This is a genomic window from Nocardia sp. NPDC056000 (genome assembly GCF_042269265.1).
Taxonomy (GTDB): Bacteria; Actinomycetota; Actinomycetes; order Mycobacteriales; family Mycobacteriaceae; genus Nocardia.
In genome coordinates this window covers 188,191-214,957 of record NZ_JBHJXS010000012.1, presented here as the reverse complement: position 1 = coordinate 214,957, position 26,767 = coordinate 188,191, and the positions used below count along the sequence as shown (strand labels likewise).

The 26,767-nt window shown below is 68.5% G+C and carries 1 protein-coding gene (cut by a window edge); it reads right to left on the bottom strand.

Annotation, left to right across the window (positions count from 1 at the left end; translation table 11 throughout):
• Positions 1-26,767 carry the 5' portion of a non-ribosomal peptide synthase/polyketide synthase gene (locus tag ACFC4D_RS32605; RefSeq protein WP_376069128.1) on the bottom strand. Its footprint begins 1,649 nt before the window's first position, so the window shows 26,767 of its 28,416 coding nt (coding positions 1-26,767); it begins with the start codon at positions 26,765-26,767; its stop codon lies beyond the left edge, outside the window.

Genomic DNA, 26,767 nt, shown 5'->3' with positions numbered 1-26,767 from the left:
GCCCCGGTACGAGTTCGGTACCGGTCACCCAGATCGTCGCCTCGGCCGGACCGTACAGGTTGTGCACGCGCCGCAGTCCGGCCGCATCGGTGCCGGACCATCGCGACACCAGTTGCGGTGAACAGCGGTCGCCGCCGGTCAGCACCACCCGCAGCGCGTCGAGTCCCTCGGTGTCCATCGATACCGCCACGGACGGCGTCAGGAAGGCGTGGGTGATGCGCTGTTCGCGCAGCAACTCCCGAAGCGGTTGCCCGCCATAGGCATCCGGCGGCGCGATTACCAGCGTGGCCGCCGCGTCGGTGGCCAGCAGCAACTCCAGAATCGCGGCGTCGAAGGTGCGCGCCGCCACCCCGAGCATGCGGGAATCGCGATCGAGGGCACCGCGCACGCGGCCGTCGGCCACGATCGCCGCGACACCGGCATGCGTGACCTCGACGCCCTTGGGCTCTCCGGTCGAGCCCGAGGTGTACACGACGTAGGCGGTGTTCTCGGTGCGGACCGGAGGCCGATCGGCCGGCCGCACTGCGTCTCGCGCGGACTGTTCCGCATCGTCGAGCGTCAGCCAGGTCACCTCATCACCCGGCAGCGCCTGTCGATATCGATCGGTCGTAATACCTACTTGCGCACCCGAATCAGCGCACACGAATCGATTCCGCTCCACCGGGTGGCCCGGATCGACCGAGACGAATGCCGCACCGGTCTTGACGACCGCCCACACCGCCGTCACCCAGGCGGCGGAGCGCGGCAGACCGACCACGACCACCGATTCGAGTCCGACGCCGCGGTCTATCAGCAAGCGCGCCAGCTGATCCGAGTCGTCATCGAGCTGCCGATAGGTGATCCGGAGCTGCCCGTCGACTACCGCGTCACCCGCCGGGTTCGCGGCCACCGCGCCCGCCAGCAAGCCGGGCAGGGTCACTGCGCCGGTGCCGGGCTCGGCAATGCGACCGGTACCCCAGTCGTCGAGCAAGCGCAGCCGTTCCCGCGCGGAGACCACCTCGATATCCCGCACGCGCACACCGGGATCGGCGGCAATCGCCGCCAAGACCACCCGCAGTCGCTCGGCGAACGCGGCGACGGTAGCCGGATCGAAAAGCTCTGCGGCATAGCTGATGCCGATCGGCATCGCACCGGTCGCATCGGGAGTATCGGTGAGGGTCAGGCTCAGATCGAAGCGCTCGACACCGATATCGGCCCCGGCGGCGGTCACCTCGATACCGGGCAGGGTGACCCCCGCCGTCTCGAGATTGTGGAAGGCCAGCATCACCTGGAACAGCGGATGCCGCGCCTGACTGCGTGCCGGATCCACCGCCTCGACGACCTGCTCGAACGGAATCTCCGCGTGGGCGAACGCCGCCAGATCCGTCCCGCGCACACCGGCCAGCAGCTCGGCGAACGGCAGCGATTCATCGACGCGGGTGCGCAGCACCACGGTATTGACGAACATGCCGACCAGCTCGTCCAGCAGTGCCGAGCCGCGTCCGGCCACCGGGGTGCCGACGGCGATATCGACACTACCGGACAGGCGCGACAACACAATCGAGAGTGCGGCATGCACGACCATGAAGACCGTCGCACCCCGCGCCCGGGCGAGCTCATGCAGTCCGGTGACCGTCGCCGCGTCCACCGCGAATTCGTACCGCGCACCGCGATGCGAGGCGATCGCCGGGCGCGGGCGGTCCACGGGCAGTTCCAGCACGTCGGGCAGATCGCGCAGCTGCTCGGTCCAGTAGTCGAGCTGACCGGACAGCACCGATCCCGGATCATCGGCGGCCCCGAGCGATTCCCGCTGCCACAGCGCGTAATCCACGTACTGCACCGGAAGCTCCGCCCACTCCGGCTGCCGCCCCGCACTTCTGGCCGAATAGGCCGACGCCAGATCACGCGACAGCGGACCCATCGAGAAACCGTCGGCGCTGATGTGGTGCACCGCGAATACCAGCACGTATTCCCGCGGACCCACCGACAGCAGCCGGGCTCGCACCGGAACCCGCTGTGCCACATCGAATCCCATGGACACCACAGCCGCAACCGCATCACGGAGCCCGGCCTCGGTCACAGATTCCGGGGTGAGGTCGACATCGACGGCGGCCAGCTCGGTCACCGGCAGCACCAGCTGATACGGCACCCCGTCCACATCCGGATACCGGGTGCGCAGGACCTCGTGCCTGGCGAGCACATCCCACATCGCCGCGGTCAGCGCGGGCACATCCAGCTCGCCGGACAATCGCAGCACCAGTGGAATGCTGTACGCCACCGAGTTCGGCGCGAACCTGTTCACGAACCACATCCGCTGCTGCGCGAAGGACAGCGGCACACGCTCGGGCCGTGACCACCGCGCCAGCTTCGGTCCGGTCTCCCGGCCGGAGGATTCCGCAGTCCGAGTCGCCAGCAGCGCCGCGAGCTCTTCGACCGCGGGCCGGTCGAAAACGTCACGCACGCTCACCGGAACACCTGCGCCGTCCGCGAGCCTGGCCGCGAATCGCGTGGCGGACAGCGAGTTTCCGCCCAGGCCGAAGAAATCGTCATCGAGGCCGACCTGCTTCGCACCGAGCACCTCGGCGACGACTTCCGCGACGAGTCGTTCGGTAAGGGTCGCGGGTGCGCGATAACCCACCCGGGCCAGGACCGGTTCGGGCAGCGTCCCGCGATCCACCTTCCCGCTGCTGTTCAGCGGCATCTCATCGAGCACCACGACCACATCGGGCACCAGGTAGGAGGGCAACCGCTCCCCCAGTGATCGCCTGATCTCGGCGGGTTCGACCACGCATCCGGGCGCGCCGACGACATACCCGGCCAACCGAGTGCCGGTCTCCAGCGAAAGCACCACCACCACCGCGTGATCGACCTCCGGCAGCTCGGTGAGCGCGGTCTCGATCTCGCCCGGTTCGATGCGCTGACCGCGCACCTTCACCTGGAAGTCGGACCGGCCGAGGTAGGTCAGCATGCCCGCACCGGAATCGCCGCTCTCCCAGCGCACCAGATCTCCGGTCCGGTACAACCGATCTCCCGGCGCACCGAACGGGTCGGCGATGAACCGCGATGCGGTCAAACCCGCCCGGCCCCGATATCCGCGCGCCACACCGGAACCCGACACGTAGAGCTCACCCGCGACCCCCGGGGGCACCGGGCGCAGCCACGCGTCCAGCACTACCGCGCCCGCACCGGCGATAGGTGTGCCGATGGTGACCGGATCCCCGTCGCGCAGGTCCGGACTTCCGGTCACCCAGATGGTCGCCTCGGCGGGACCGTACAGATTGTGCACGCGGCGAGCGCTCGCATGATCGGTACGCGACCAGCGCGAAACCAGTGCGGGCGGGCAGCTTTCACCGGCAGCGATCAGCACCGCCAGCTCATCCAGGCCCGCCGGATCCATCCCGGCCGCAACGCTCGGGGTGAGCACGGCATGCGTGACGCTCGACTCGCGCAGCAGTTCGGCGAGGGGTTCCGCGCCGAACACATCCGGTGGCGCGATAACCAGTGCGGCACAACCCGATACCGACAGCAGCAGTTCGAACACCGCCGCGTCGAAGGTGCGCGCGGCCACACTCAGCACCCGGGAATCCGGCTGCACCCCGAAGCGACGCCGCTGTGCACCGCACACGCCCGCCAGCCCGGTATGCGAGAGCTCGACGCCCTTGGGTCGACCGGTCGATCCGGAGGTGTAGATGATGTACGCCGCGTTCCGAACACGCAGTACGCCGGATCGGTCGGCATCGGTCACCGTGGTGGACGGCAAGTGCTCGATCCGCGCCGCCACGCCCGAATCATCGAGAGCTATCCAGCGAATGCCGTCCTCCGGCAACGCGGCAACGTGGCTCGCCATCGTAATTCCCACTCGCGCGGCGGAATCCGCGCAGAAGAATCGATTGCGATCCAACGGGTGCGCGGGGTCCACGGGCAGGAACGCCGCACCCGCCTTGGTGACCGCCCAGACCGCGAGCACCCATTCCAGCGATCGCGGCACCGCGATCGCCAGCACATCCTCCGGACCCGCGCCCTGTTCGATCAGATACCGCGCCAGGCGATTCGAGCGCTCATCCAGCTCCCGGTAGGACATACGACGTTGACCGTCGATCACCGCGTCACCGTCGGGATTGTGAACCACCGCGGCCGCCAGCAAGTCCGGCAGGGTGACCGCGCCCGCCGACGCCTCGATACCGAGGAACGATTCGATATCGCGGACCCGACCCCAGTCGCGCAATCGCGTTCGCTCGGACGCTGACAGCGCATCGATATCCCACACTCGCGCAGCGGGATCGGCAATGAGCGAACCGAGTATCGACCGCAGCCGCGCGCCCAGTTCATCGATGCGCGGGGCGTCGAATACATCCGACCGATACTGGAGCCGGATGCGCAGCGTCTCGCCGAGCATGACGGTGCAGGACAGCGGGTAGTGCGTGGAGTCCGTACCCACCACGGCCGTCAGTTCCAGCTCACCGAGGCCGCTGGTCTGCCGAAGATTGTGCACGTCAACGGGATACGACTCGACGACCATCAAGGTGTCGAACAGATTGTCGCCGGCTGTCACCGCGTGGATATCGGTCAGGCCGAGGTGATGGTGGTCCAGCAATCGGGTCTGTTCATGCTGGATGCGCGACCAGAGTTCGGTCACGCGCTCGGCGGGATCCAGGCGCACCCGGGTCGCGATGGTGTTGACGAACAATCCGATGGTGCGATCCGCGCCCGGCACATCGGCGGGACGGCCCGAGACCGTGGTACCGAACACCACGTCACCGCGGCCGCAGGCGTGCCCGATCAGCAACGCCCACACCGATTGCAGGACGGTATTCACCGTCACCCCGGCCGCCGCCGCGGCGGCGGACAGCGCACCGGTGGCGGCGGCATCGAGTTCGATCGACCGATCCAGTACCGCCCCGGCGTGCGCGTCGAGTCCGGTGGGACCCGCGATCAGGGTCGGTTCGGCCCCGGCGAGCGCCTCGGACCAGGCCGCCAGCGCGGCGGGCCGATCGCGAGTCGCCAACCACGCCAGGAAATCCCGGTACGAACCGGCGGGCAGGCCCGGCTCCCCGCTGTACTGCGTGAACAGATCGGTGACCAGAACCGGCCAGGACCAGCCGTCCAGAATCAGGTGGTGATCGGTCAGCACGACCGCCCACTCCCCCGCCCCCAACCGCGCCACCGCACAGCGCAGCAGCGGTGCGGCGGTGAGGTCGAATCGGCGCGCCTTCTCTGCCGCCGCCAATTGCTCCAGCGCCTGGACCGGATCGGCGCTCGCGCTCAGATCCGATATGTGCCAAGGCAATTCGGCGTGTTCGGACACCACCGCGACGCTGCGCCCGCTGCCGGTGGTGATGAACGCGGTGCGCAGACTCTCGTGCCGGTCCACCACGGCCGTGAGCGCCCGGTGCAGGCGTCCCGGATCCAGCGGGCCCGTCAGGCGCAGCACGACCTGCGCGGCATACACATCGGTCTCGGCACTGCCGAGCAATTCGGTGTGGAAGAGCAGGCCCGCCTGCAACGGCGTCAGCGGGTGCACATCGGTCATCGCCGGATAGGCGCGTTCGAGCGCGGTGATATCGGACTGCGGCAGTCGCACCAACCCGAAGTCGGACGGCGAATGCCCACCCGCGCCGGGCATTTCGGCATGGTCGGCGATGGCGGTGAGCACCTGCGCCCACAGCTGTGCCAGTTCCTCCATTTCGGTGCGGTCGAGCAGGGTGCTCGGGAATCGCACGCTGGCCAGCAGCCGGTCGTCGATGACGATCGCGGAGACGTCGAGGGCCACCGTCACCGGGATCTCCGGATCCACCGCCACATCCAGGTCGCCGAGTCCGCCGTCGACGCCCGTTCCCGATACCCGGCCCAGGTAGTTGAAGCCGATTCGCCCGGGCATCCGATCCGGCAGCGCGGCGGCGGTCTCGGGATTGAGATAGCGCAGCATCCCGTAGCCGATACCCTTGTCCGGCAGCGAGTTCAGCGTCTCCTTGACCGACAGCACGGCGGTCCGCACCGCGTCACCGCCCGCCGCGACCGCATCGGGGTCGATGCCGGACAGGTCGAAACGCACGGGGAACATCGTGGTGAACCAGCCGACGGTGCGGGACAGTTCGGCCCCGCCGATCACCTGCTCCTCACGACCGTGTCCCTCCAGGCGAATCAGCACCGAGGACTCGCTCAGGCCCCGGCGTGCCCGCCAGATCCGCACGGCCACCACCAATCCGGTGAGCAGACCGGCATTGACGCCGCCGTGGAAGAGCGCCGGAACCCGTCCGGTCAGCGCACGGGTCACCGATTCGGTGAGCTGGAATCCGGCCTGCTCGAGCGTGGCGGCGGTATCGATCGCCGGATCGAGTGCGCGCCCGCCCCAGTGCGGATCGGCACCGGTGACCATGCGCTGCCAGAGTTCGAGTTCGGCCACTCGTTCGGGTGCCGCCGCAGCGGCCGCGAGCCCGTGCGCCCAACGGCGCACGGACGTGCCGACCGGAGCGAGCTCCGGGGTGCCACCGGCTCGCACCTGTTCGAAGGCGGACATCAGGTCCGGTGCCAGAATTCGCCAGGACACACCGTCGATGACCAGATGGTGTGCCGCCACGATCAACCAGCCGGGCGTATCGCCCTCGGGATCGATCCAGGTGAATCGCACCATCGCACCGGCGGCCGGATCCAGTCGGCGCACGGCCGAATTGAGTTCCGCCGCGGCCACCGCGGTCGCATCGGCGTCAGCGGCGATCACCACGCGATGCAGTGCCGCCGCGGCGTCCACACTGCCCGGCGGCGTCACCACCAGCGACGCGGTATCACCGGTGCCCTCGAGTCGCGATCGCAGCATGTCGTGCCGGTCCAGCAGTGCCGCCACGCACGCCGTCAGTCCGGTCTCGTCCATATCGGCCGGGAGTCGCAACACCACATGCTGTTCGAAGGTGCGGAATCCCTTACCCCACTCCACCATCCAGCGCGCCACCGGCAGTAGCGGCTGATCGCCGACCCCGCCACCCGCCAGTTCCGGCACCGTCCCGGACCCGTCCGCGTCGACGGCCTGGGCGATCGCCGCCAAACGCGCGGCGGTGCGCTGTTCGAAGACATCGCGCGGTCCGAAGACCACCCCGAGCGCCCGCGCCTTGGCCACGACCTGGATGGAGATGATCGAATCGCCGCCGAGCGCGAAGAAGTCGTCGTCCACGCCCACCCGTTCCAGGCCGAGCACCGCGGTGAACGCCTCGGTGACGACCCGTTCGAACGGTGTTGCGGGCAAACGGAATTCCCGCTCGGGGAAGACCGGTTCCGGCAGCGCCCGCCGATCGATCTTGCCGCTCACGGTCAACGGCAGTTCGGGCAGTACGAGCACCAGATCGGGCACCATGTACCCGGGCAGGCGCACGGCGACCGATTCGCGCACCCGCGCCGGATCGGCCGTCCGGCCCGCCTCGGCGACCACGTACGCGACCAGTCGCGCACCTCCGGTCTCGGAGGTATGGACGGTCACGACGGCTTGGTCGATGCCATCGACGGCGGTCAGGGCCGCTTCTACCTCCCCCGGCTCCAGCCGCTGCCCGCGCACCTTAACCTGGAAGTCCGCGCGGCCGATGAACTCCAATACGCCGGTGCCCGAACCGGATTCGCCCGGTACCCAGCGCACCATATCGCCGGTCCGGTAGAGCCGATCCCCCGGTCCACCGAACGGATCGGCCACGAATCGGGTGGCGGTCAACGCCGACCGGCCCCGATAACCCCGCGCCACACCGGAACCCGAGACATACAGCTCACCCGCCACACCCGGTGGAACCGCGCGCAGCCACGCGTCGAGCACCGCCACCCCGGCACCGGCGATCGGGGTGCCGATCACCACGGGACGACCGGGCAGCAGTTCGGCGGCGGTCGCCCAGATGGTCGCCTCGGCCGGACCGTACAGGTTGTGCAGTGCGCGCCCGCCCACACCGGACCAGCGCGACACCAGTTGCGGCCCACAGCGATCACCGCCGGTCAGCACCACTCGCAGCGCGTCGAGTCCGGACGGCTCCAGCGACAGCGCCACCGACGGCGTGAGGAACGCGTGTGTGATCCGCTGATCGCGGAGCAGCTCCCACAGTGGTTGCCCGCCATACACATCCGCCGGAGCCAGCACCAGGGCTCCGCCACCGGACGCAGCCAGCAGCAATTCGAGAATCGCGGCGTCGAAGGTCCGCGCCGCCACACCCAGCACTCGCGAGTCCGCATCGACCCGGCAGCGATGCACATGATCGGCCAGCAATGCCGCCAGCCCGGCATGGGTCACCTCGACGCCCTTGGGGCGACCGGTAGACCCGGAGGTGTAGACGACGTACGCGGTATTGCTCGCGCGCGGCACCGTATCGGTCACCGGGTCGTGCGAAAGCCGCCGCATGCGCAGGGTCACGGCCGGATCGTCCAGCACCAGCCACGGCAGATCCTCCCAGGGCAGTCCCTCGCCCTGCGCCTCGGTCGTAATACCGAGCCGCGCAACGGAATCCGCGCACAGGTAGTGATTGCGCTCCAGCGGATGCGCCGGATCCACCGAGACGAAGGCCGCCCCGGTCTTGGCGACCGCCCATACCGCGAGCACCCACTCCAGCGAGCGTGGCACGCCCACGGCGACGACGGATTCGACACCGACGCCGCGTTCGATCAGCAGGCGCGCCAGTCGATTCGAATCGGCATCGAGCTTCCGATAGGACATGCGCCGGACACCGTCGACCACCGCGTCGCCCTCCGGGTTCGCGGCCACCGCGGCGGCCAGCACACCGGGCAGTGTCCGTCCGCCGGAGATCATTTCGCCGTCCTCGAGCATGGCGAGGTCGAGATCGGCCAGGTCATTGCGGCCCCACTCGTACAGCAGCCGCTGTCGCTGCGGTGCGGGCAGGGTTCCGACCTCGCGCACGGCGGTGCCGGGAGCGCTCGCGATCACCCGCAGCACCTCGCGCAGTCGTTCGGCGAAGACCGCGATGGTGGCCGCGTCGAACAGTTCCGGGCGGTATTGCAGCCGGATGCGCAGGGTGTCCTGGAGCACCGCGGTGCAGGTCAGCGGATAGTGCGTGGAATCCGCCGCGGTCACCCCGAGGAGTTCGAGGTTGCCGTGACCGGCCGCGTGTTCGATATCGCGCATATCGACGGGGTAGGACTCGAGCACCATGATGGTGTCGAACAGACTGTCATGCCCTGTGCGCGTGTGGATTTCGCGCAGCCCGAGGTGATGGTGGTCCAGCAGGGCCGCCTGTTCGGTGTGGATGCGCGCCCAGAGTTCGGCGACGGTCTCGGCCGGGGCCAGCCGCACCCGGGTCGGAATCGTATTGATGAACAGGCCGATGGTGCGATCGGCGGCCGGGAGTTCACCGGGCCGCCCGGATACGGTCGCGCCGAAGACGATATCGGTGCGGCCGGTGAGCCCGGCCAGCATGATGGCCCAGGCCGATTGCAGCACGGTATTGACCGTCACCCCGGCGGTCGCTGCGGCAGCGGCCAGTTCCTGGGTTGCGGCGCTCTCGATGGTGAAGGACTGATCCGCCACCGCCGCCGCATCGCCGCCCGGTCCGGAGGTCCCGGCGATGAGCGTCGGTTCGACATCCTCGAGCGATGCGCCCCAGGCGTCCAGTGCGGCGTCGCGATCACGAGTTGCCAACCACGCCAAGAAGTCTCGATACGATCCGGCCGGGACGGCCGGGGCCTCGCCCATGTAGGTGGCCAGCAATTCGGTCACCAGCAGCGGATACGACCAGCCGTCGAGGATGACGTGATGGTTGGTCAGGATCAGCGCCCAGTGCACCGCGGTCAATCGCGCCACGGTCAATCGGAGCAGCGGCGGCGCCTCGAGGTCGAAGGGGCGCGCCTGCTCCCGGGCCGCCAATTCGTCGAGCGCCCGCTCGGATTCGGCGTACCGCCTGAGATCGACTACCTCCCAAGGCAATTCGAGATCGTCGCAGACCACCGCGATATTCGTGCCGCCGACGGCGGTGAAACCGGTGCGCAGACCGTCGTGCCGTCGCAGTACCGCAGTCGCGGCCGTCCGGAGCCGTTCGAGATCGAGATCGCCGGACAGATGCAGAATCAATTGCGCGACATAGGCATCGGTCTCGGCGTGCGCATCGGCGAGCTGCGCGTGGAAGAGCAGTCCCGCCTGCAACGGGGTCACCGGCCATACATCGGACAGGGCCGGATACGCGCGTTCGAGGGCGATGACCTCGGACTGGGTCACCTCGACCGCGCCGAAGTCCGAGGGCGAATGCCCACCCGCGCCGGGGGTTTCGGCGTGCGCGGCGATCGCGGTCAGCACCCGCGTCCACAGCTCGGCCAGTTCGCGCACCTCATCCGCCGCGAGCAGGGTGCCCGGGTAGCGGAAGCTCGCGCGCAGACCGTCCTCGACCACGATGGCGGAGATGTCCACCGCGACCGTCACCGGCATCTCCGGATCGGGCGCGGCGGTCAGCTCACCGAGCCCGCCGTGCACGCCGCCCATACCGTCGGTATCGGCCGCGCCGATCTGCCCGAGGTAGTTGAACCCGATCCGCCCGGGCATGGCATCCGGCAGCAGGGCCGCGGTCTCGGGATTGAGGTACCGCAGCAGTCCGTAGCCGATTCCCTTGTCCGGCAGCGAGTTCAGGGACTCCTTCACCGCCAGTACGGCCGCGGATACGGCCGCATCACCCGCCGCCACGGCATCGGCGTCGATATCGGACAGATCGAACCGCACCGGGAACATGGAGGTGAACCAGCCCACCGTGCGCGAGAGGTCCGCGCCGGGGGCGAGTCCTTCCTCGCGGCCGTGGCCCTCCAATCGCACCAGCACCGACGGTTCGTCGATACCGCGCCGGGACCGCCACATCCGCACGGCCACCGCCAAACCCGCGAGCAGGCCGTCGTTCACCCCGCCGTGGAATATCGCCGGAACCCGGGAAAGCAGTGTGCGCGTGGCCGATTCCGGCAGGCGCACCTCGAGCTGTTCGAGGGTCGCGGCGGTATCGATGGCCGGATCCAGTTCGCGCCCACCCCAGTACGGGTCCGGGCCGACGGCCATGCGCTGCCAGAGTTCGAGCTCACGCACGCGCGCGGGTTCGATCGCCGCATCGGCCAGCGCGTGCGCCCAGCGGCGCATCGAGGTGCCCACCGGCGGCAGTTCCGGGACCGCACCCGATACGGCCTGTTCGAGCGCTGATACGAAGTCCGGCAGCAGTATTCGCCAGGAGACGCCGTCGACCACCAGGTGATGTGCGACCAGTATCAGCCAGCCAGGTGCGCCATCAGCGGGTTCGAGCCAGACGAACTGCGTCATCGTGCCATCCGACGGATTCAGGCGGTTCACTGCCGAATCCAGCTGTGCGGCAGCGGCTGCCGTCACGTCCGTACCGGGGTCGATCACCTGCCGATGCACTGCGGGGAGCACGCTGCCCGCCGGGCGTACGATCATCGACCATTCGTCGTCACCGCGCAGCAGGCGCGAACGCAGCATGTCGTGCCGATCCAGCAGTGCAGCGGCCGCGACGTTCAGCGCCGCCTCGTCCACACCGGCGGGCAAACGCAGCACCACATGCTGTTCGAAACGATCGAACCCGGTGCCCCACTCGGCCATCCACCGGGCAACGGGCAGCAGCGGGAGTTCCCCCGTGCCCGCACCCGGCAGTTCGGCCAGGCGGTCGAGTGCTTCGGCGCTCGACGCGATGGCGGCCAGTCGCGCGGCGGTGCGCTGTTCGAACACATCGCGCGGCCCGAACACCACGCCCAGCGCACGCGTCTTGGCCACCACCTGAATCGAGACGATCGAATCGCCGCCGAGCGCGAAGAAATCATCGTCCGCGCCGACCCGTGCGAGGCCCAGCACCTCGGCGAAGACCCCGGCCACCAGCTCCTCGGCCCGTGAGGAGGGCGCGCGGAATTCGCGTTCCGGGAACACCGGTTCCGGCAGGGCCCGTCGATCGGCCTTACCGCTGGCGGTCAACGGCAGCTCATCGAGCACCGTCACCACATCGGGCACCATGTACCCCGGCAGCCGCTCACCGACCGCCTGAACGATCCCCGTCGGATCGACCGTCCGGCCCGCGGCGGCGACCACATACGCCGCCAAACGAGCACCGGCGGAATCGTCGGCACCGGCGGTGTGCACCAGGACGACCGCCTGCGCGACGCCGTCGACCGCACAGAGCGCGGCCTCCACCTCGCCCAATTCCAATCGCTGCCCGCGCACCTTCACCTGGAAGTCGGCGCGGCCGACGAACTCCAGAACGCCTGCGCCGGTGCCGGACCCGTCGATGGTCCAGCGCACCAGGTCACCGGTGCGGTACAGCCGTCCGCCCGCCGCACCGAAGGGATCGGCGACGAATCGACCGGCGGTCAATCCGGCCCGGCCGCGATATCCGCGCGCCACACCGTCGCCCGATACGTACAGCTCACCCACCACGCCCACCGGGACGGGGCGCAGCCACGCGTCGAGCACCCGTGCGCGGATTCCGTCGATACCCGACCCCAGGGTGATCGGCTCGCCGGCCCGCAGTTCGCGGCTGATCATGGTGAGGATGGTGGCTTCGGAAGGACCGTAGGTATTGAAGAATTCGCGCGCACCCGCGGCGTCGGTCCGGGACCAGCGCGACACCAGCGACGATGCGAAGCGTTCACCGCCGACGGTGAGAATGCGCAGCGCATCCAACCCGTCCGGATCGACCGATGCGGCCACGGCGGGCGTGAGGAACGCGTGTGTGATGTGTTGTTCTCGCATCAGCCGGGCCAGCAGCGGGCCGCCATAACTGTCGTCCGGTGCGATGACGAGTGCGGCGCCCGCCGGGACCACGAGCAGGAATTCGAGCAGGGCGGCGTCGAAAGTGCGTGCGGCGACGGCCAATACCCGCGAATCGGCCTCGACCCGGTACTGCCGCGATTGCGCGGCAGCCACGGCGGCCAGCCCGGCATGGGTCGTCTCGACGCCCTTGGGCTGTCCGGTGGAGCCGGAGGTATAGACGATGTAGGCGGTAGTGCCCACCCGCAGCGCGCCACGGCGATCCGCGTCGGTCACCGGGGTTTTCGGGTGCTGCCGGACGTACGCGATGAAGGTGGGGTCGTCGAGGAGCAGCCACGTCACACCGTCCCGGGGCAGGGTCCCCGTGCGGTCGACGAGCGTAATCCCTTCCAATACACCGGAATCGGCGCACATGAAACTATTCCGGTCGGCCGGGTGTGCGGGATCGAGGGACAGGAATGCCGCTCCGGTCTTGCTGACCGCCCATACCGCGAGCACCCATTCCAGGGAGCGCGGCAGTGCGACCGCGAGCACGGACTCCGGTCCGGCGCCACGCCCGATCAGGTAGCGGGCCAATTGATTCGACTGCTCGTCCAGCTCGCGGTACGAGATCCGGCGTTCACCGTCGATGACCGCGTAACCCTCGGGATTCGCGGCAACCGCAGCCGTCAGCAAGGTCGGCAGCGGCACCGGACCGGTGACGCCACCGAGCTCGACTACACCCTCGCCGCCCCAATCCCGCAGCAGCAGTGTGCGTTCGGCGGTCGAGAGGGTGTCGATCTCGCGCACGATGACGCCGGGATCGGTGGTGATCGCGCGGAGTATTCGGTGCAGTCGATCCGCGAACGTCACGATCGTCCCGGAGTCGAAAAGATCGGTGGCATAGCTGATATGGACCGGGATCGCCCCATTACCATCGGGCGCATCGGTCAGGGTCACGGTCAGATCGAATCGTTCGACACCGGTTTCCGCACCGGACGGCGTCACCTCGAGGCCGGGCAGGGTAAGGGCGTCGGGATCGAGATCGTGGAAGGCGAGCATGACCTGGAACAGCGGGTTGTGCGCCTGACTGCGCACCGGATCAAGCGCCTCGACCACCTGCTCGAAGGGAATCTCCGCGTGCGCGAAGGCATCCAGATCCACGCCTCGAACGCGCGCGAGCGATTCGGTGAACGACAGCGCTTCGTCGATGCCGGTCCGAAGCACGACGGTATTGACGAACATGCCGACCAGATCGTCCAGCAGTGCCGAACCGCGTCCGGCGACCGGTGTGCCGATCGCGATATCGGTGCTGTTCGCCGCACGCGACAGCACGATCGCCAGTGCGGTGTGGAAGACCATGAACACCGTCGCGCCCTGGGCGCGGGCGATACCGTGCAGTCCGGCGACGATCTCGGGATCCAGCGTGAAACCGTATGCCGCACCGCGATGCGAGGCGACCGCCGGGCGCGCCCGATCCACCGGCAGTTCGAGCACCTCGGGCAGGTCCCGCAGCTGCGCGGTCCAGTAGCCGAGCTCACGGGACACCAGCGATGCCGGATCATCCTGCGATCCCAGCAACTCTCGCTGCCACAGCGCGTAATCCGCGTACTGCACCGGCAATGCGACCCAATCCGGTTGCCGCCCAGCGGACCTGGCGCTGTAGGCCGCGGCCAGATCCCGCGCCAGCGGGGCCATCGAGAAGCCGTCGGCGCTGATGTGGTGCACCACCAGCACCAGTGCGAACTCTTCCGGTCCGGCCGTCAGCAGGCGGCAGCGCAACGGAATCCGCTGCGCCACATCGAATCCCGCCGAGACGACGGCATCGATAGCGGTGGCCAACTCGTGTTCCGCGACCGGTCGCGGGGTCAGATCCACATCCACCGCGTCCGCCATGTCGGCGACCGGCACCACGACCTGATGCGGTACGCCGTCCACATCCGGGTACCGGGTGCGCAGAACTTCGTGGCGGGTGAGCACATCCCCGATGGCGGCCGTCAGCGCCGTCACGTCCAGCGCGCCGGACAGTCGCAGCACCAGCGGAATGCTGTACGCCGCGGATTCGGGTGCGAATCGGTTCACGAACCACATGCGCCGCTGAGCGAACGACAGCGGCACCCGTTCCGGGCGCGCCCACGGCCGCAGCCGCACGCCGTCCGCGCCCGATTCCCGTGCCGCCAGCAGTGCGGCCAGTTCACCCACCACCGGGGCGGTGAACACATCACGCACGGTCACCGGGACGCCCGTAGCCGCCGCGAGGCGCGCCGACAAACGCGTAGCCGCAAGCGAATTGCCGCCTAGCGCGAAGAAATCGTCATCGAGCCCGGTCCGATCGATGCCGAGCAATTCGGTGCAGACACCGGCGACGATCTGTTCGAGCACCGTCGCGGGGGCGCGATAGGACGCACGCGGGAATACCGGGTCCGGCAGTGCCGCCTTATCCACCTTGCCGTTCATGGTCACCGGCAGCGCGTCCAGCACGGTGACTACGTCCGGCACCATGAATCCAGGCAACCGGTCGCTCAGCGCCCGCCGAATTCCGGCCGGATCCGCGACCCGGCCGGACTCGGCCACGACATATCCCGCCAGGCGCGCCGCGGCATCGTGTCCGTGGACCACGACCACCGCCTGCGCGATACCCGCCAGATCGGTCAGCGCGGCTTCGACCTCTCCCTGTTCCAGCCGCTGTCCGCGCACCTTCACCTGGAAGTCGGCGCGGCCGACGAACTCCAATACGCCCGGCTCACCATCGAATTCGGAGTGTTCGCCGCGCACCCAGCGCACGAGGTCACCGGTCCGGTACAGCCGATCCCCCCGTTCGCCGAACGGATCGGCCACGAACCGCGCCGCCGTGAGTTCGGCGCGGCCCCGATAACCCCGTGCCACACCGGAACCCGAGACATACAGCTCACCCTCGACACCGGCCGGGACCGGGCGCAGCCACGAATCCAATACCACCGCGCCCATACCGTCGATGGCCGATCCCATGGTGACGGGATCACCCGCGCGCAGGTCCGGGCTGCCGGTCACCCAGATGGTCGCCTCCGCGGGGCCGTACAGATTGTGCACCCGGCGATGGCCCGCGCGATCGGTGCGCGACCACCGCGAAACCAATGCGGGCGGGCAGCTTTCACCGGCGGCGATCAGCACCGCCAGCTCATCCAGGCCCGCCGGATCCAGCCCGGCCGCAACGCTCGGGGTGAGTACCGCGTGGGTGATGCGCTGCTCCCGCAGCAGTTCGGTGAGGGGTTCCGCGCCGAACACATCAGGTGGCGCGATAACCAGTGCGGCACAACCCGATACCGACAGCAGCAGTTCGAACACCGCCGCGTCGAAGGTGCGAGCCGCCACACTCAGCACCCGGGAATCCGGACGCACCGCGAAACGCCGCCGCTGTGCACCGCACACACCCGCCAGCCCGGCATGGGTGACCTGCACGCCCTTCGGACGGCCCGTCGATCCGGAGGTGTAGACGACATAGGCGGTGCTCGCCAGCCGCACTGGTGCGCGCCGATCGGCGTCGGTCACCGAATCGCTCGCGCGCCGTTCGATATTCGCGGCGACCTCGGGATCGTCGACCACCAGCCAGGACAACTCCGCGCGCGGCAGCCGTGCCGCGTGCTCGGACGTGGTGAGGCCCAGGCGGACAATGGAATCCGCGCACATGAAGCTATTGCGCTCGATCGGATGCGCCGGGTCGAGGGACAGGAATGCCGCGCCGGTCTTAGCGATCGCCCATACCGCGATCACCCACTCCAGCGATCGTGGAACACCTACCGCAACAACCGTTTCCGCACCGACACCCTGCGCGATGAGCTGCCGCGCCAGCCGATTCGAACGCTCGTCGAGTTCGCGATAACCGATCCGGCGCGCCCCGTCCACCACCGCTATGCCCTCGGGAGTGTTCGCCACGGCCGCGGCGAGCACCTCCGGCAGGGTCATGGCGGTCGCACCGGAATCACCCCGCCCACGCTCGAGCAGGCGACGGCATTCGGAGCCGGACAGCGCACCGACCTCGCGCACCGGGATCGATGGATCGACGCTCATCGCGCGCACGATCGCGCGCAGGCGTTCGGCCACCGCCGTGACGGCGGCCGGATCGAAGACATCGGAGCGGTATTGCAGGCGGAACCGCAGACCGTCCTGAATGGTGACACTGCAGGTCAGCGGGTAGTGCGTGGAATCGGTCGCGTCCACGCCCGTGACCTCGAGGCCGCCACCCCCGGCGATCCCCCGAATATGCCGCATATCAAGGGGATAGGACTCGACGACCATGACGGTGTCGAACAGTCCGTCGGTGCGGTGCAGCGCGTGGATATCGGGGAGCGCGATGTGATGGTGATCCAGCAGCGCCGCCTGTTCGCGATGCAGTCGCGTCCAGAGCCCAGCGGCGGTCTCGTTCGGCCGCATGCGCACGCGGGCCGGAATGGTGTTCACGAACAGGCCGATGGTGCGATCGGCGGCGGGCAGTTCGGCGGGACGACCGGATACCGTCATACCGAAGACGACATCGGTCCGGCCGCTCAACCCCGCCAGCACCATGGCCCAGGCCGATTGCAGCACCGTGCTCACCGTGACACCGGCGACGGCGGCGGCCGCCGCGAGATCCTGTGCGCCCGCCGCGTCGATCTCCAGCCATTCCTGCATGACCGCGCCGGTACCGGGCCGGTCGGCGACCAGGGTCGGTTCGACGCCGCCGAGGGCCTGTGCCCAGGCCGCCAGGCCCGCTTCGCGATCACGAGTCGCCCACCACGACAGGAAATCTCGATACGATCCGGGCGTCGGGACCGAACCGCCGCCGTAGCGGGTGAACAGGTCCGTGACCAGCAGCGGGTAGGACCAGCCGTCGAGAATCAGGTGATGGTTGGTCAGGATCAACGCCCACTGATCACTGCCCAGTTCTGCCACGGTGAAGCGCAGCAGCGGCGGTCGCGCCGGGTCGAAGCGGCGAGCCTTGTCGGTGGCGGCTAGTTCTGCCAGTGCTCGCGCCGGATCGTCGTGGCCGGTGAGATCGACTACCTGCCAAGGCAATTCGATGCCCTCGCACACCACCGCGGTGCTCATGCCGCTCTCGGTGGTGGTGAACGCGGTCCGCAGCACCCGGTGCCGCTCCATGAGATCCCGGGCGGCCGCGTGCAGCCGATCCGCGTCCAGATCGCCGGTCATGCGCAGAACCAGTTGCGCGACATAGGTATCCGCCGAATTGTCGGCTCCGGACAGCTGCGTATGGAACAGCAGTCCGTCCTGCAATGCGGTCACCGGCCACACATCGGTCAGGGATGGGTAGGCGTGTTCGAGCGCGGTCACATCGGTCTGGGTCAGTTCGACAAGAGCGAAGTCGGACGGGGAATGTCCACCCGCGCCGGGTGTTTCGGCATGCTCGGCGATCGCGGTCAGCGCTTGTGACCAGAGCTCGACCAGTTCCTCCACCTCGGCGCGATCGAGCAGAGTGCGCGGGAACCGCACACTGGCCCGCAACCGATCCTCGATGACGATCGCGCTGATATCCAGGGCCACCGTCACCGGCAATTCGGGATCGAGCTCAGCGTCCTGCTCGCCCATCTCGACACCGACCTCGGTGCCCGATACCCGCCCCAGATAGTTGAAACCAATTCGGCCCGGCATGCTGTCGGGCAGCTGAGCGGCGGTATCGGCATTGCGATAGCGCAGCAAGCCGTAACCGATTCCCTTGTCCGGGAGCGAGTTCAGCGTCTCCTTGATCGCTCGCACCGCAGCCGCCACCGGCGTGCGACCGGCGAGCACTCCCTCGACATCGATACCGGACAGATCGAAGCGGACCGGGAACATACTGGTGAACCAGCCCACCGTGCGCGAGAGGTCCGCACCCGGGACCAACTGTTCCTCGCGACCGTGTCCCTCCAGTCGTACCAGCACCGAGGAAGCCTCGATACCGCGCCGGGCGCGCCACATACGCACCGCGACAGCGAGTCCGGCAAGCAGTCCGTCCTCGGCGCGGCCGTGGAAGACCGCCGGGACCCGGGCCAGCAGTGCTCGCGTCACCGACTCCGGCAGGCATACGCCGATCTGTTCCAGCGTTGCGGCGGTGTCGATGTCCGGGTCCAGCTCACGCCCGCCCCACAGCGGATCAGCACCGCCGACCATGCGCTGCCACAGCGCCAACTCGGCCACGCGTGCGGGTTCGACGGCCGCCGCGGTGAGTTCCCGCGACCAACGGCGCACGGAGGTGCCGACCGGGGCAAGTACGGGTGTGTCCACGCCGTTTTCGGCCTGCTCCAGCGCCGACAGCAGATCCGGCGCGAGCACGCGCCAGGACACGCCGTCGACCACCAGGTGGTGCGCGGCCACGGCCAACCTGCCCGGAATATCGGCACCGGCGTCGAGCCAGACGAACCGCACCATTGCCCCGTCGAACGGATTCAGTTCGCGCACAGCGGATTTCCACGCGTCCGTGCCCGCCGCATCGATATCGGCATCGACCTCGAGCCGATGCCGTCGCAGCACCTCGGCCGCCGCCACGCTGCCGGGCCGTGCCACGTCCAGCGACCACGCGCCGCCATCATCTCGCCGCAGCCGGGACCGCAACATATCGTGCCGATCGAGCAGCGCCTGTATCGCCGTGATCAGCGCCGCCTCGGTCACCCCGGACGGGAGTCGCAACACCACGTGCTGGTCGAAGCGCTCGAAACCCCTGCCCCACTCCACCATCCACTGCGCCACCGGCAATAGCGGCACCATTCCGACGCCGCCGTCGGCCGGTTCATGTGCCGCCTCGCTCGCATCCGGATCGGTGAGCCGGGCGATCACGGCCAGTTGCGCGGCGGTCCGCCGGTCGAAGACATCGCGCGGACCGAACACCACGCCCAGCGCACGGGCCTTGGCCACCACCTGAATCGAGACGATCGAATCGCCGCCGAGCGCGAAGAAATCATCGTCCACGCCCACCCGGTCGAGACCCAACACTTCAGCGAACACTCCCGCCACCAGTTCCTCGGTGCGTGAGGAGGGCGCGCGGAACTCCCGCACCGTGAACACCGGTTCCGGCAGGGCGCGCCGGTCGACCTTGCCGCTGCCGGTCAACGGCAGTTCCACGAGCACGGTCACCACCTCGGGCACCATGTATCCGGGCAGGCGCTCACCCAGCAGCTCGCGAACCCGCGCCGGATCGATATCACAACCATTGGCGGGCACCACATATCCCGCCAACCGGACACCGCTGCCATCCTCCGGATCGTGCACGACGACGACGGCCTGGGCGATGTCCGGCAGGCCGGTAAGCGCGGCTTCGACCTCGCCCAGCTCCAGTCGCTGCCCGCGCACCTTGACCTGGAGGTCGGCACGGCCGATGAACTCCAGCACGCCCGTGCCCGAATCGGATTCGCGCTCACGGGACCAGCGCACCAGATCTCCGGACCGATACATCCGGCCGCCCACCGCGAACGGGTCCGCCACGAAACTCGCCGCCGTCAGCGCCGTCCGATCCCGATAGCCCCGTGCCACACCGGAACCCGAGATGTACAGTTCACCGATCACGCCCGCCGGAACCGGCCGCAACCAGGCATCCAGCACCACCGTGCCCATTCCGGCGATGGGCGAACCCAGGGTGACGGGCCGTTCCGGCACGAGTTCCGCACCGGTCGCCCAGATCGTCGCCTCGGCCGGACCGTACAGGTTGTGCACCTGTCGCAGCCCCGCGGCATCGGTACCGGACCAGCGTGAAACCACCTGCGGGCCACACTGATCGCCGCCGGTCGCCAGCACCCGCAGCCGATCGAGTCCGGCCGGGTCGAGTGACAAAGCCACGGCGGGTGTCAGGAAGGCATGGGTGATATCGAGGTCGCGCAGCAACTCCCACAGCGGTTGCCCGCCATAGACATCCGGCGGGGCCAGCACCAGCGCGCCCGCACCGGATACGGCCAGCAGCACTTCCAGAATCGCGGCATCGAAGGTCCGCGCGGCGACACCCAGCACCCGCGAGTCCGCGTCGACGGCACAGCGCCGCATGTGATCGGCCACCAGCGCGGCCAATCCGGCATGGGTGACTTCGACGCCCTTGGGGCGACCGGTGGTGCCCGAGGTGTAGATGACATAGGCGGTGGTGCTCATGCGCGGCGTCGCAAGCCGATCCGCATCGGTCACCGCACCGCTCGAACATCCGTCCAGCTCGGCCCGCACGATCGGATCGTCGAGCACCAGCCATGAAGTGTCCGCACCGGGCATCGAATCACGCTGTACGACAACGGTGATCCCGATGCGCGCCCGAGAGTCGGCGCAGACGTACTGATTCCGATCCAGGGGATGTGCGGGATCCACCGATACGAAGGCCGCGCCGGTCTTGGCGATGGCCCAGACCGCCAGCACCCATTCGAGGGATCGCGGCACTCCGATCGCCACCACCGATTCCGGGCCCGCGCCCCGGGCGATCAGTGACCGAGCCAGTCGATTCGACCGCTCATCGAGATCTCGATAGGTTATCTGGCACTGCGCGTCCCATACCGCCACACCCGCCGGATTCGCGGCGACCGCCGCCGCCAACAGGACCGGCAGCATCACCGAATCGATACCGGCGGAACGATTCCCGAGCCCCCATTCGGGAACCAGCACGCGCTGCTCGACCGCCGAGAGGGTGTCGATATCGCGCACCAGGACGGCCGGATCGGCGGTGACCGCGCGCAGTACCCGTTGCAGTCGATCGACGAGCGCGATAATCGTGCCCGCATCGAAAAGATCGGTGGCATAGCCGAGTTCGACCGCGAGAGTGCCGTCCCGATCGGCGGCGTCGGTCATGGTGAAGGTCAGATCGAAGCGTTCGACACCGGTGTCGGCCCCCGTGGCGGTCACCGCCAGCTCCGGCAGCGCCAATTCCACCTGATCCAGATTGTGGAAGGCCAGCATGACCTGGAACAGCGGATGCTGCGCCTGACTGCGCGGCGGGTCGAGCGCCTCCACCACCTGTTCGAACGGGATGTCGGCGTGCGCGAACGCGTCCAGATCCACACCGCGCACCCGGGCCAGGAATTCGGTGAAGGAGATCGATTCGTCCACCCGGGTGCGCAGCACCACGGTATTGACGAACATGCCGATCAGATCGTCCAATTCGGCCGCGCCGCGTCCCGATACCGGTGAGCCGATCGCGATATCCGCACTGCCCGAGAGCCGGGACAGCACCACCGCCAGCGCGGCGTGGAACACCATGAAGACGGTCACCCCGCGCGTCCGCACCAGGGTGCGCAGCCCGGCGGTCACCTCGGCGTCGACGATGAAATGATGCTTCGCCCCGCGATGTGAGGCGATCGCGGGGCGCGGTCGATCGGACGGGAGTTCGAGTACCTCGGGCAGGTCCAGCAGTTGGGTCGTCCAGTACCCGAGCTGCCGGGACAGCACCGAATCGGCATCGTCCGGCGATCCCAGCGAATCACGCTGCCACAGTGCGTAATCCGCGTATTGCACCGGCAACGGCGACCATTCCGGTTGCCGCCCGGCACAATGCGCCGCATAGGCGACTCCCAGATCACGCGCGAGCGGTGCCATGGAGAAACCGTCGGCGTTGATGTGATGCATGACCAGCAGCAGCACGAATTCCTGCGGCCCCATCGCCAGCAACCGCACCCGCAGTGGAATCCGCTGTGCGACATCGAATCCCGACGCGACGACGGTATCGATCGCGGCCGCGACCTCATCGGCGCGCACCGGCAGCGGGGTGAGATCCAGATCGGCCAGCGCGGCGACTTCCGCCGTCGGCACCACCACCTGAAACGGCACCCCGTCCACATCCGGATACCTGGTCCGCAGCACCTCGTGCCGATCCAGCAGATCCCATACCGCCGCGGCCAGCGCATCGGTGTCCACCGCCCCGCGCAGGCGCACCACGGCGGGAATGCTGTACGCCACCGATTCCGGTGCGAATCGGTTCACGAACCACATGCGCTGCTGTGCGTAGGACAGCGGCACCCGCTCGGGCCGCTCGCGCCGCCGCAATCCCGCTCCTCCGGGCCGGTGCCACGCCTCGGGCACCCGGGCGGTCAGCAGTTCGGCCAGCGTGCCGACGCCCGAGGCGTCGAAGACATCGCGCACCGCCACCGCGACGCCGACGCCCTCGGACAGGCGGGCCGACAACCTGGTGGCGGACAGCGAATTACCGCCGAGCGTGAAGAAATCGTCGTCGAGACCGATCTGCTCGATACCGAGCACCTCGGCGAATACCTCGGCCACGATCTGCTGCACCGGCGTGGCCGGTGCCCGGTAGCACGCGCGCGTCACCACCGGCTCCGGCAGCGCCGCCTTGTCGACCTTGCCGTTCACCGTCAACGGCAGTGCGTCCAGCACCATGACGACATCGGGCACCAGGTATGCGGGCAGCCGCTCGCTCAGGCGCTCGCGCATGAGCGAGCCGAGCAGGCCAGGGGCACTCCACTTCTCGTCCCGGGCCAGCAGATCCGCCGATTTTCCGTCCGGGTCCAGGGCCGAGCCCAGCTGGACCGTGCCGCGCGTCGCGTAGACGATGTGCAGATCGGTGCCGATCACATTCGGGGACACCTGCGCCTGCACGCGGAAACCGTGCTCGCACAGTATCTTCTCCACCGCGGCGAGCCGGTCCTCGACATCGTGCACCTCGATGACCATGCGATCGATGAGCGGCCAGTGCTGCGGTTCGATACCGCGCAGCGCGTCGAGTTCACTGCCCTCCACATCGATTTTGAGCAGATCGATGCGTGGGATGCCGTATTCGCCGATGATGTGCGACAGCGTCCGGATGGGCACCTCGACGCGCTCGAAATCGAGGCGGTCCGCGATCAGCTGATCGACGAGGCCGTCGCCCAGATCCTGACTTTCGGCCTGGAATTCATTGTGTATGAAGGATTCCAGGATCTGATGCTGTACCCGGCTGTCGGTGCCGCGCCCGGACAGCACCGACATCTCCGGGTAGTAGGTGAAGGTATCGGTCGCGGCTTCCGCGCCGATCGCGTACGGGATCAGGGTCGAATCGAGATCGTGCAGCGCCGAATTGGCCGCGTACATGCGCCGCAGTTCGGGCATCGGCTCGACCGCGAAGATCTGAACCGCGGGCGAGGTGCGCTTGGCGTAGAGCGAGAACATGCCGACGTGCGCGCCGATATCGACGATATAGCCGGTGGCCGGAATGCTCATACCGGTGCGGCAGTACTCCTGCTGTTCGAAGATCTCCTGATACAGGAATTCGATATTCGAGCGATTGCGGCCCACCATCGGCATACCGTTCGGCAGCTCGTGCAGCCATTCCGCCGGTATCGTCCGATCGCGTTGCAGCTCCAGGCATTTGGCCGCCACCGGCGCGAAACGCGGATCCGGGACCAGATACGCCACCAGCTGCGTGTCCGGTGCGGCGTCGGGCGTGGCCGCCGGGGCGAGATAGGTGGTGACGACCGCCTGTGCCACGGCCGCCTCGGCGGCCAGGGTCGCCTCGATCTCCCCGAGTTCGATGCGGAAGCCGCGGATCTTGACCTGTTCGTCGACGCGACCCAGGTATTCCAGGACGCCCGCCGCGGTCCAGCGCACGATATCGCCACTGCGATAGAGCCGTCCGCCGGTCGGGTCGACGGGATCGGCAACGAACCGCGCGGCCGTCAGCCCGGGCCGGGCGTGATAGCCCCGGCCGACCTGATAGCCAGCCACGTACAACTCCCCCGCGACGCCGGGCGGCACCGGGCGCAGCAGCGAATCCAGCACGTACACGCGCAGATTCGCCAGCGGCGTCCCGATCGGGCTCACCCCGCGCTCGCCGCGCAACTGCTCCGGGGTCAGCGGCTGTTTCGTCACGTGCACGGTGGTCTCGGTGATGCCGTACATATTCACCAGCGCCGGCGGGTTCGGGCCGGAGAGCGGACGCCAATGCCGTAAACGGCTGGGGTCCAGCGCTTCACCGCCGAAGACGACCATGCGCAGTGCCGAGTCATCGGTGTCGGCCAGCCGCTGGGCTTCGATCAAAGCGTAGAAGGCCGAGGGGGTTTGGTTGAGAACGGTCACGCCCTGATCGACGACCAACCGCCAGAGTTCGGCGGGTGCGTACGCCACCTCCCGGGGCACCACGACCACCCGGCCGCCGTGCAGTAGCGCGCCCCAGATCTCCCACACCGAGAAGTCGAAAGCCTGTGAGTGGCACCAGGTCCACACATCATCGGGGCCGAATTCGCACCACGGCTCGGTGCCCGCGAAGAGCGCCACCGCGTTGGCGTGGGTGACGGCCACGCCCTTGGGATTTCCGGTGGTGCCGGAGGTGTAGATGACGTAGGCGATATTGTCCGGGCGCGGTGCGAGCGGGGAGACGACGGTCTCCTGCTCGGGCAGTTGATCGATGCGCAGCCGGGGCACGGCGGCGGTGCCGACCACCCCGGCCGTGCCGTCGTCGACGATGACGAGCGCTGGTCGCGCGTCGGTGAGGATATAGCCGAGGCGTTCCGGCGGCGAGGCCGGATCGAGGGGCAGATAGGCCGCACCGGTGCGCAGGATGGCGAGCATGGCGGTGATCAGTTCGATGCCCTTCGGAAGGGCCACCGCGACAATGCCTTCCGGGCCAGCGCCGTATTCCGCGAGGGCCGCCGTCAACCGTTGCGCCCGAGCGTCCAGCTCCCGGTAGGTGATCCGTCGATCGCCGTCCACAATCGCGATGCCGTCGGGCGTGGCCGCAGCTTGACGGCCGAACATTTCCACCAGTGTGGCGGCCGTATCGATCGGCGCGTCGGTCTCATTCCACCCGCGCAGCAACAGGTTTCGCTCATCCGGTGCGAGCACCTCGATATCGCGCACGAGCGCGGCCGGATCGGTATCGGCCACCCGCAGGAATTCGTGGAAGAAGTTCAGGAACCTGGCGTGATGTCCGGCGAGGTCCTCGGGTGTGTACAGCGCGTGGTTGGCGACGAAGTCCACGCAGGTGCCCCCGGGGCCCGTCGCGGAATAGACGCTCACCGACAGATCCGAGACCAGGCCCGGGGTCAGCACCTGCCAGTGTCCGGTGAGGGGGCCGAGGGTGATCTCGGTATCGAACAGCATCAGATCCACGTACGGTCCGAAGACCTGGGTCTGCGGTGTCAGCCGCCCCATATCGCGAAACATGTCCTCCTGGCGGTAGCGCTGCCGGCGCAATGCGTCGATGAGCTGTCGCTGGGTGGCGTTCAGCACATCCCGCACGGTGTAGCGCGCACCGGTCGTCACCCGGAAGGGCACGGTATTGGCCAGCATGCCACCCGAACGCAGCGCGGCCGTGGTGACACGGGCCGACACCGGCAGGCTCAGCACGATATCGGCACTGTCGGTCATGCGGCCGAGGAAGATTCCGAAGGCCGCCAGAATGAGCGCGGCGGGATTGGTCGCGGTCGACTTGACGACCGTGTCGAGCAGATCGCGGGTGCCCGCGGGCAGTACGCCCTGGACCGAGATCGGATGTGCGTCGGCCTGCGCGCTCCGGCCCGCGAGGCTGACGGGTGCGGGCAGACCCCGCAGCTGTTCCCGCCAGAACTCGCGGTCGGTCTCGAAACGCGTTGAGCCCCGGTACTCTTCGTCGGCCGCCACCAGCTCGGCCAGTCCGCGAGCCCGCATCCGGGCGGGCTCGCGGCCCTCGACCGCGGCGGTGTACAGCTCACCGACGCGGGTCAGCAGGGTCATCGCCGCGAGTCCGTCCATGGCGATGTGATGCGCGCGCACGTACCAGAACCAGCGGTCGTCCTCGACGCGCAATACGGCGGTGGCGATGAGCCGATCCCGTTGCAGATCAACGGGACTGCCGTATTCCGCGCGCATCCACTCCCGGGCGGCGGCGATCGGGTCCGCCTCCGCCCGCATATCGAGCAATCGGATCGGCTCGTCCAGCCGCCGATCCACCACCTGTGATATCTCGCCGCCCGCCTCGATGATGCGCAGGTGTGCGGCTTCGCATTCGCCCGCCGCACGCCAGAACGAGGTCATCAGCAATTCGATATCGAGCGCACCGCACAGATCGATATTCAGAGCATTGGTAATGGGTGTCGAACCGGTCAACTGTTGCGCGTACCAGATTCCCTGCTGAGCGGCAGAGAGCGGAAAAGGACGTGAACGGTCGCCGGACATTATGCTCCTGTGTCTCGAAAGCCTTTGCGATAT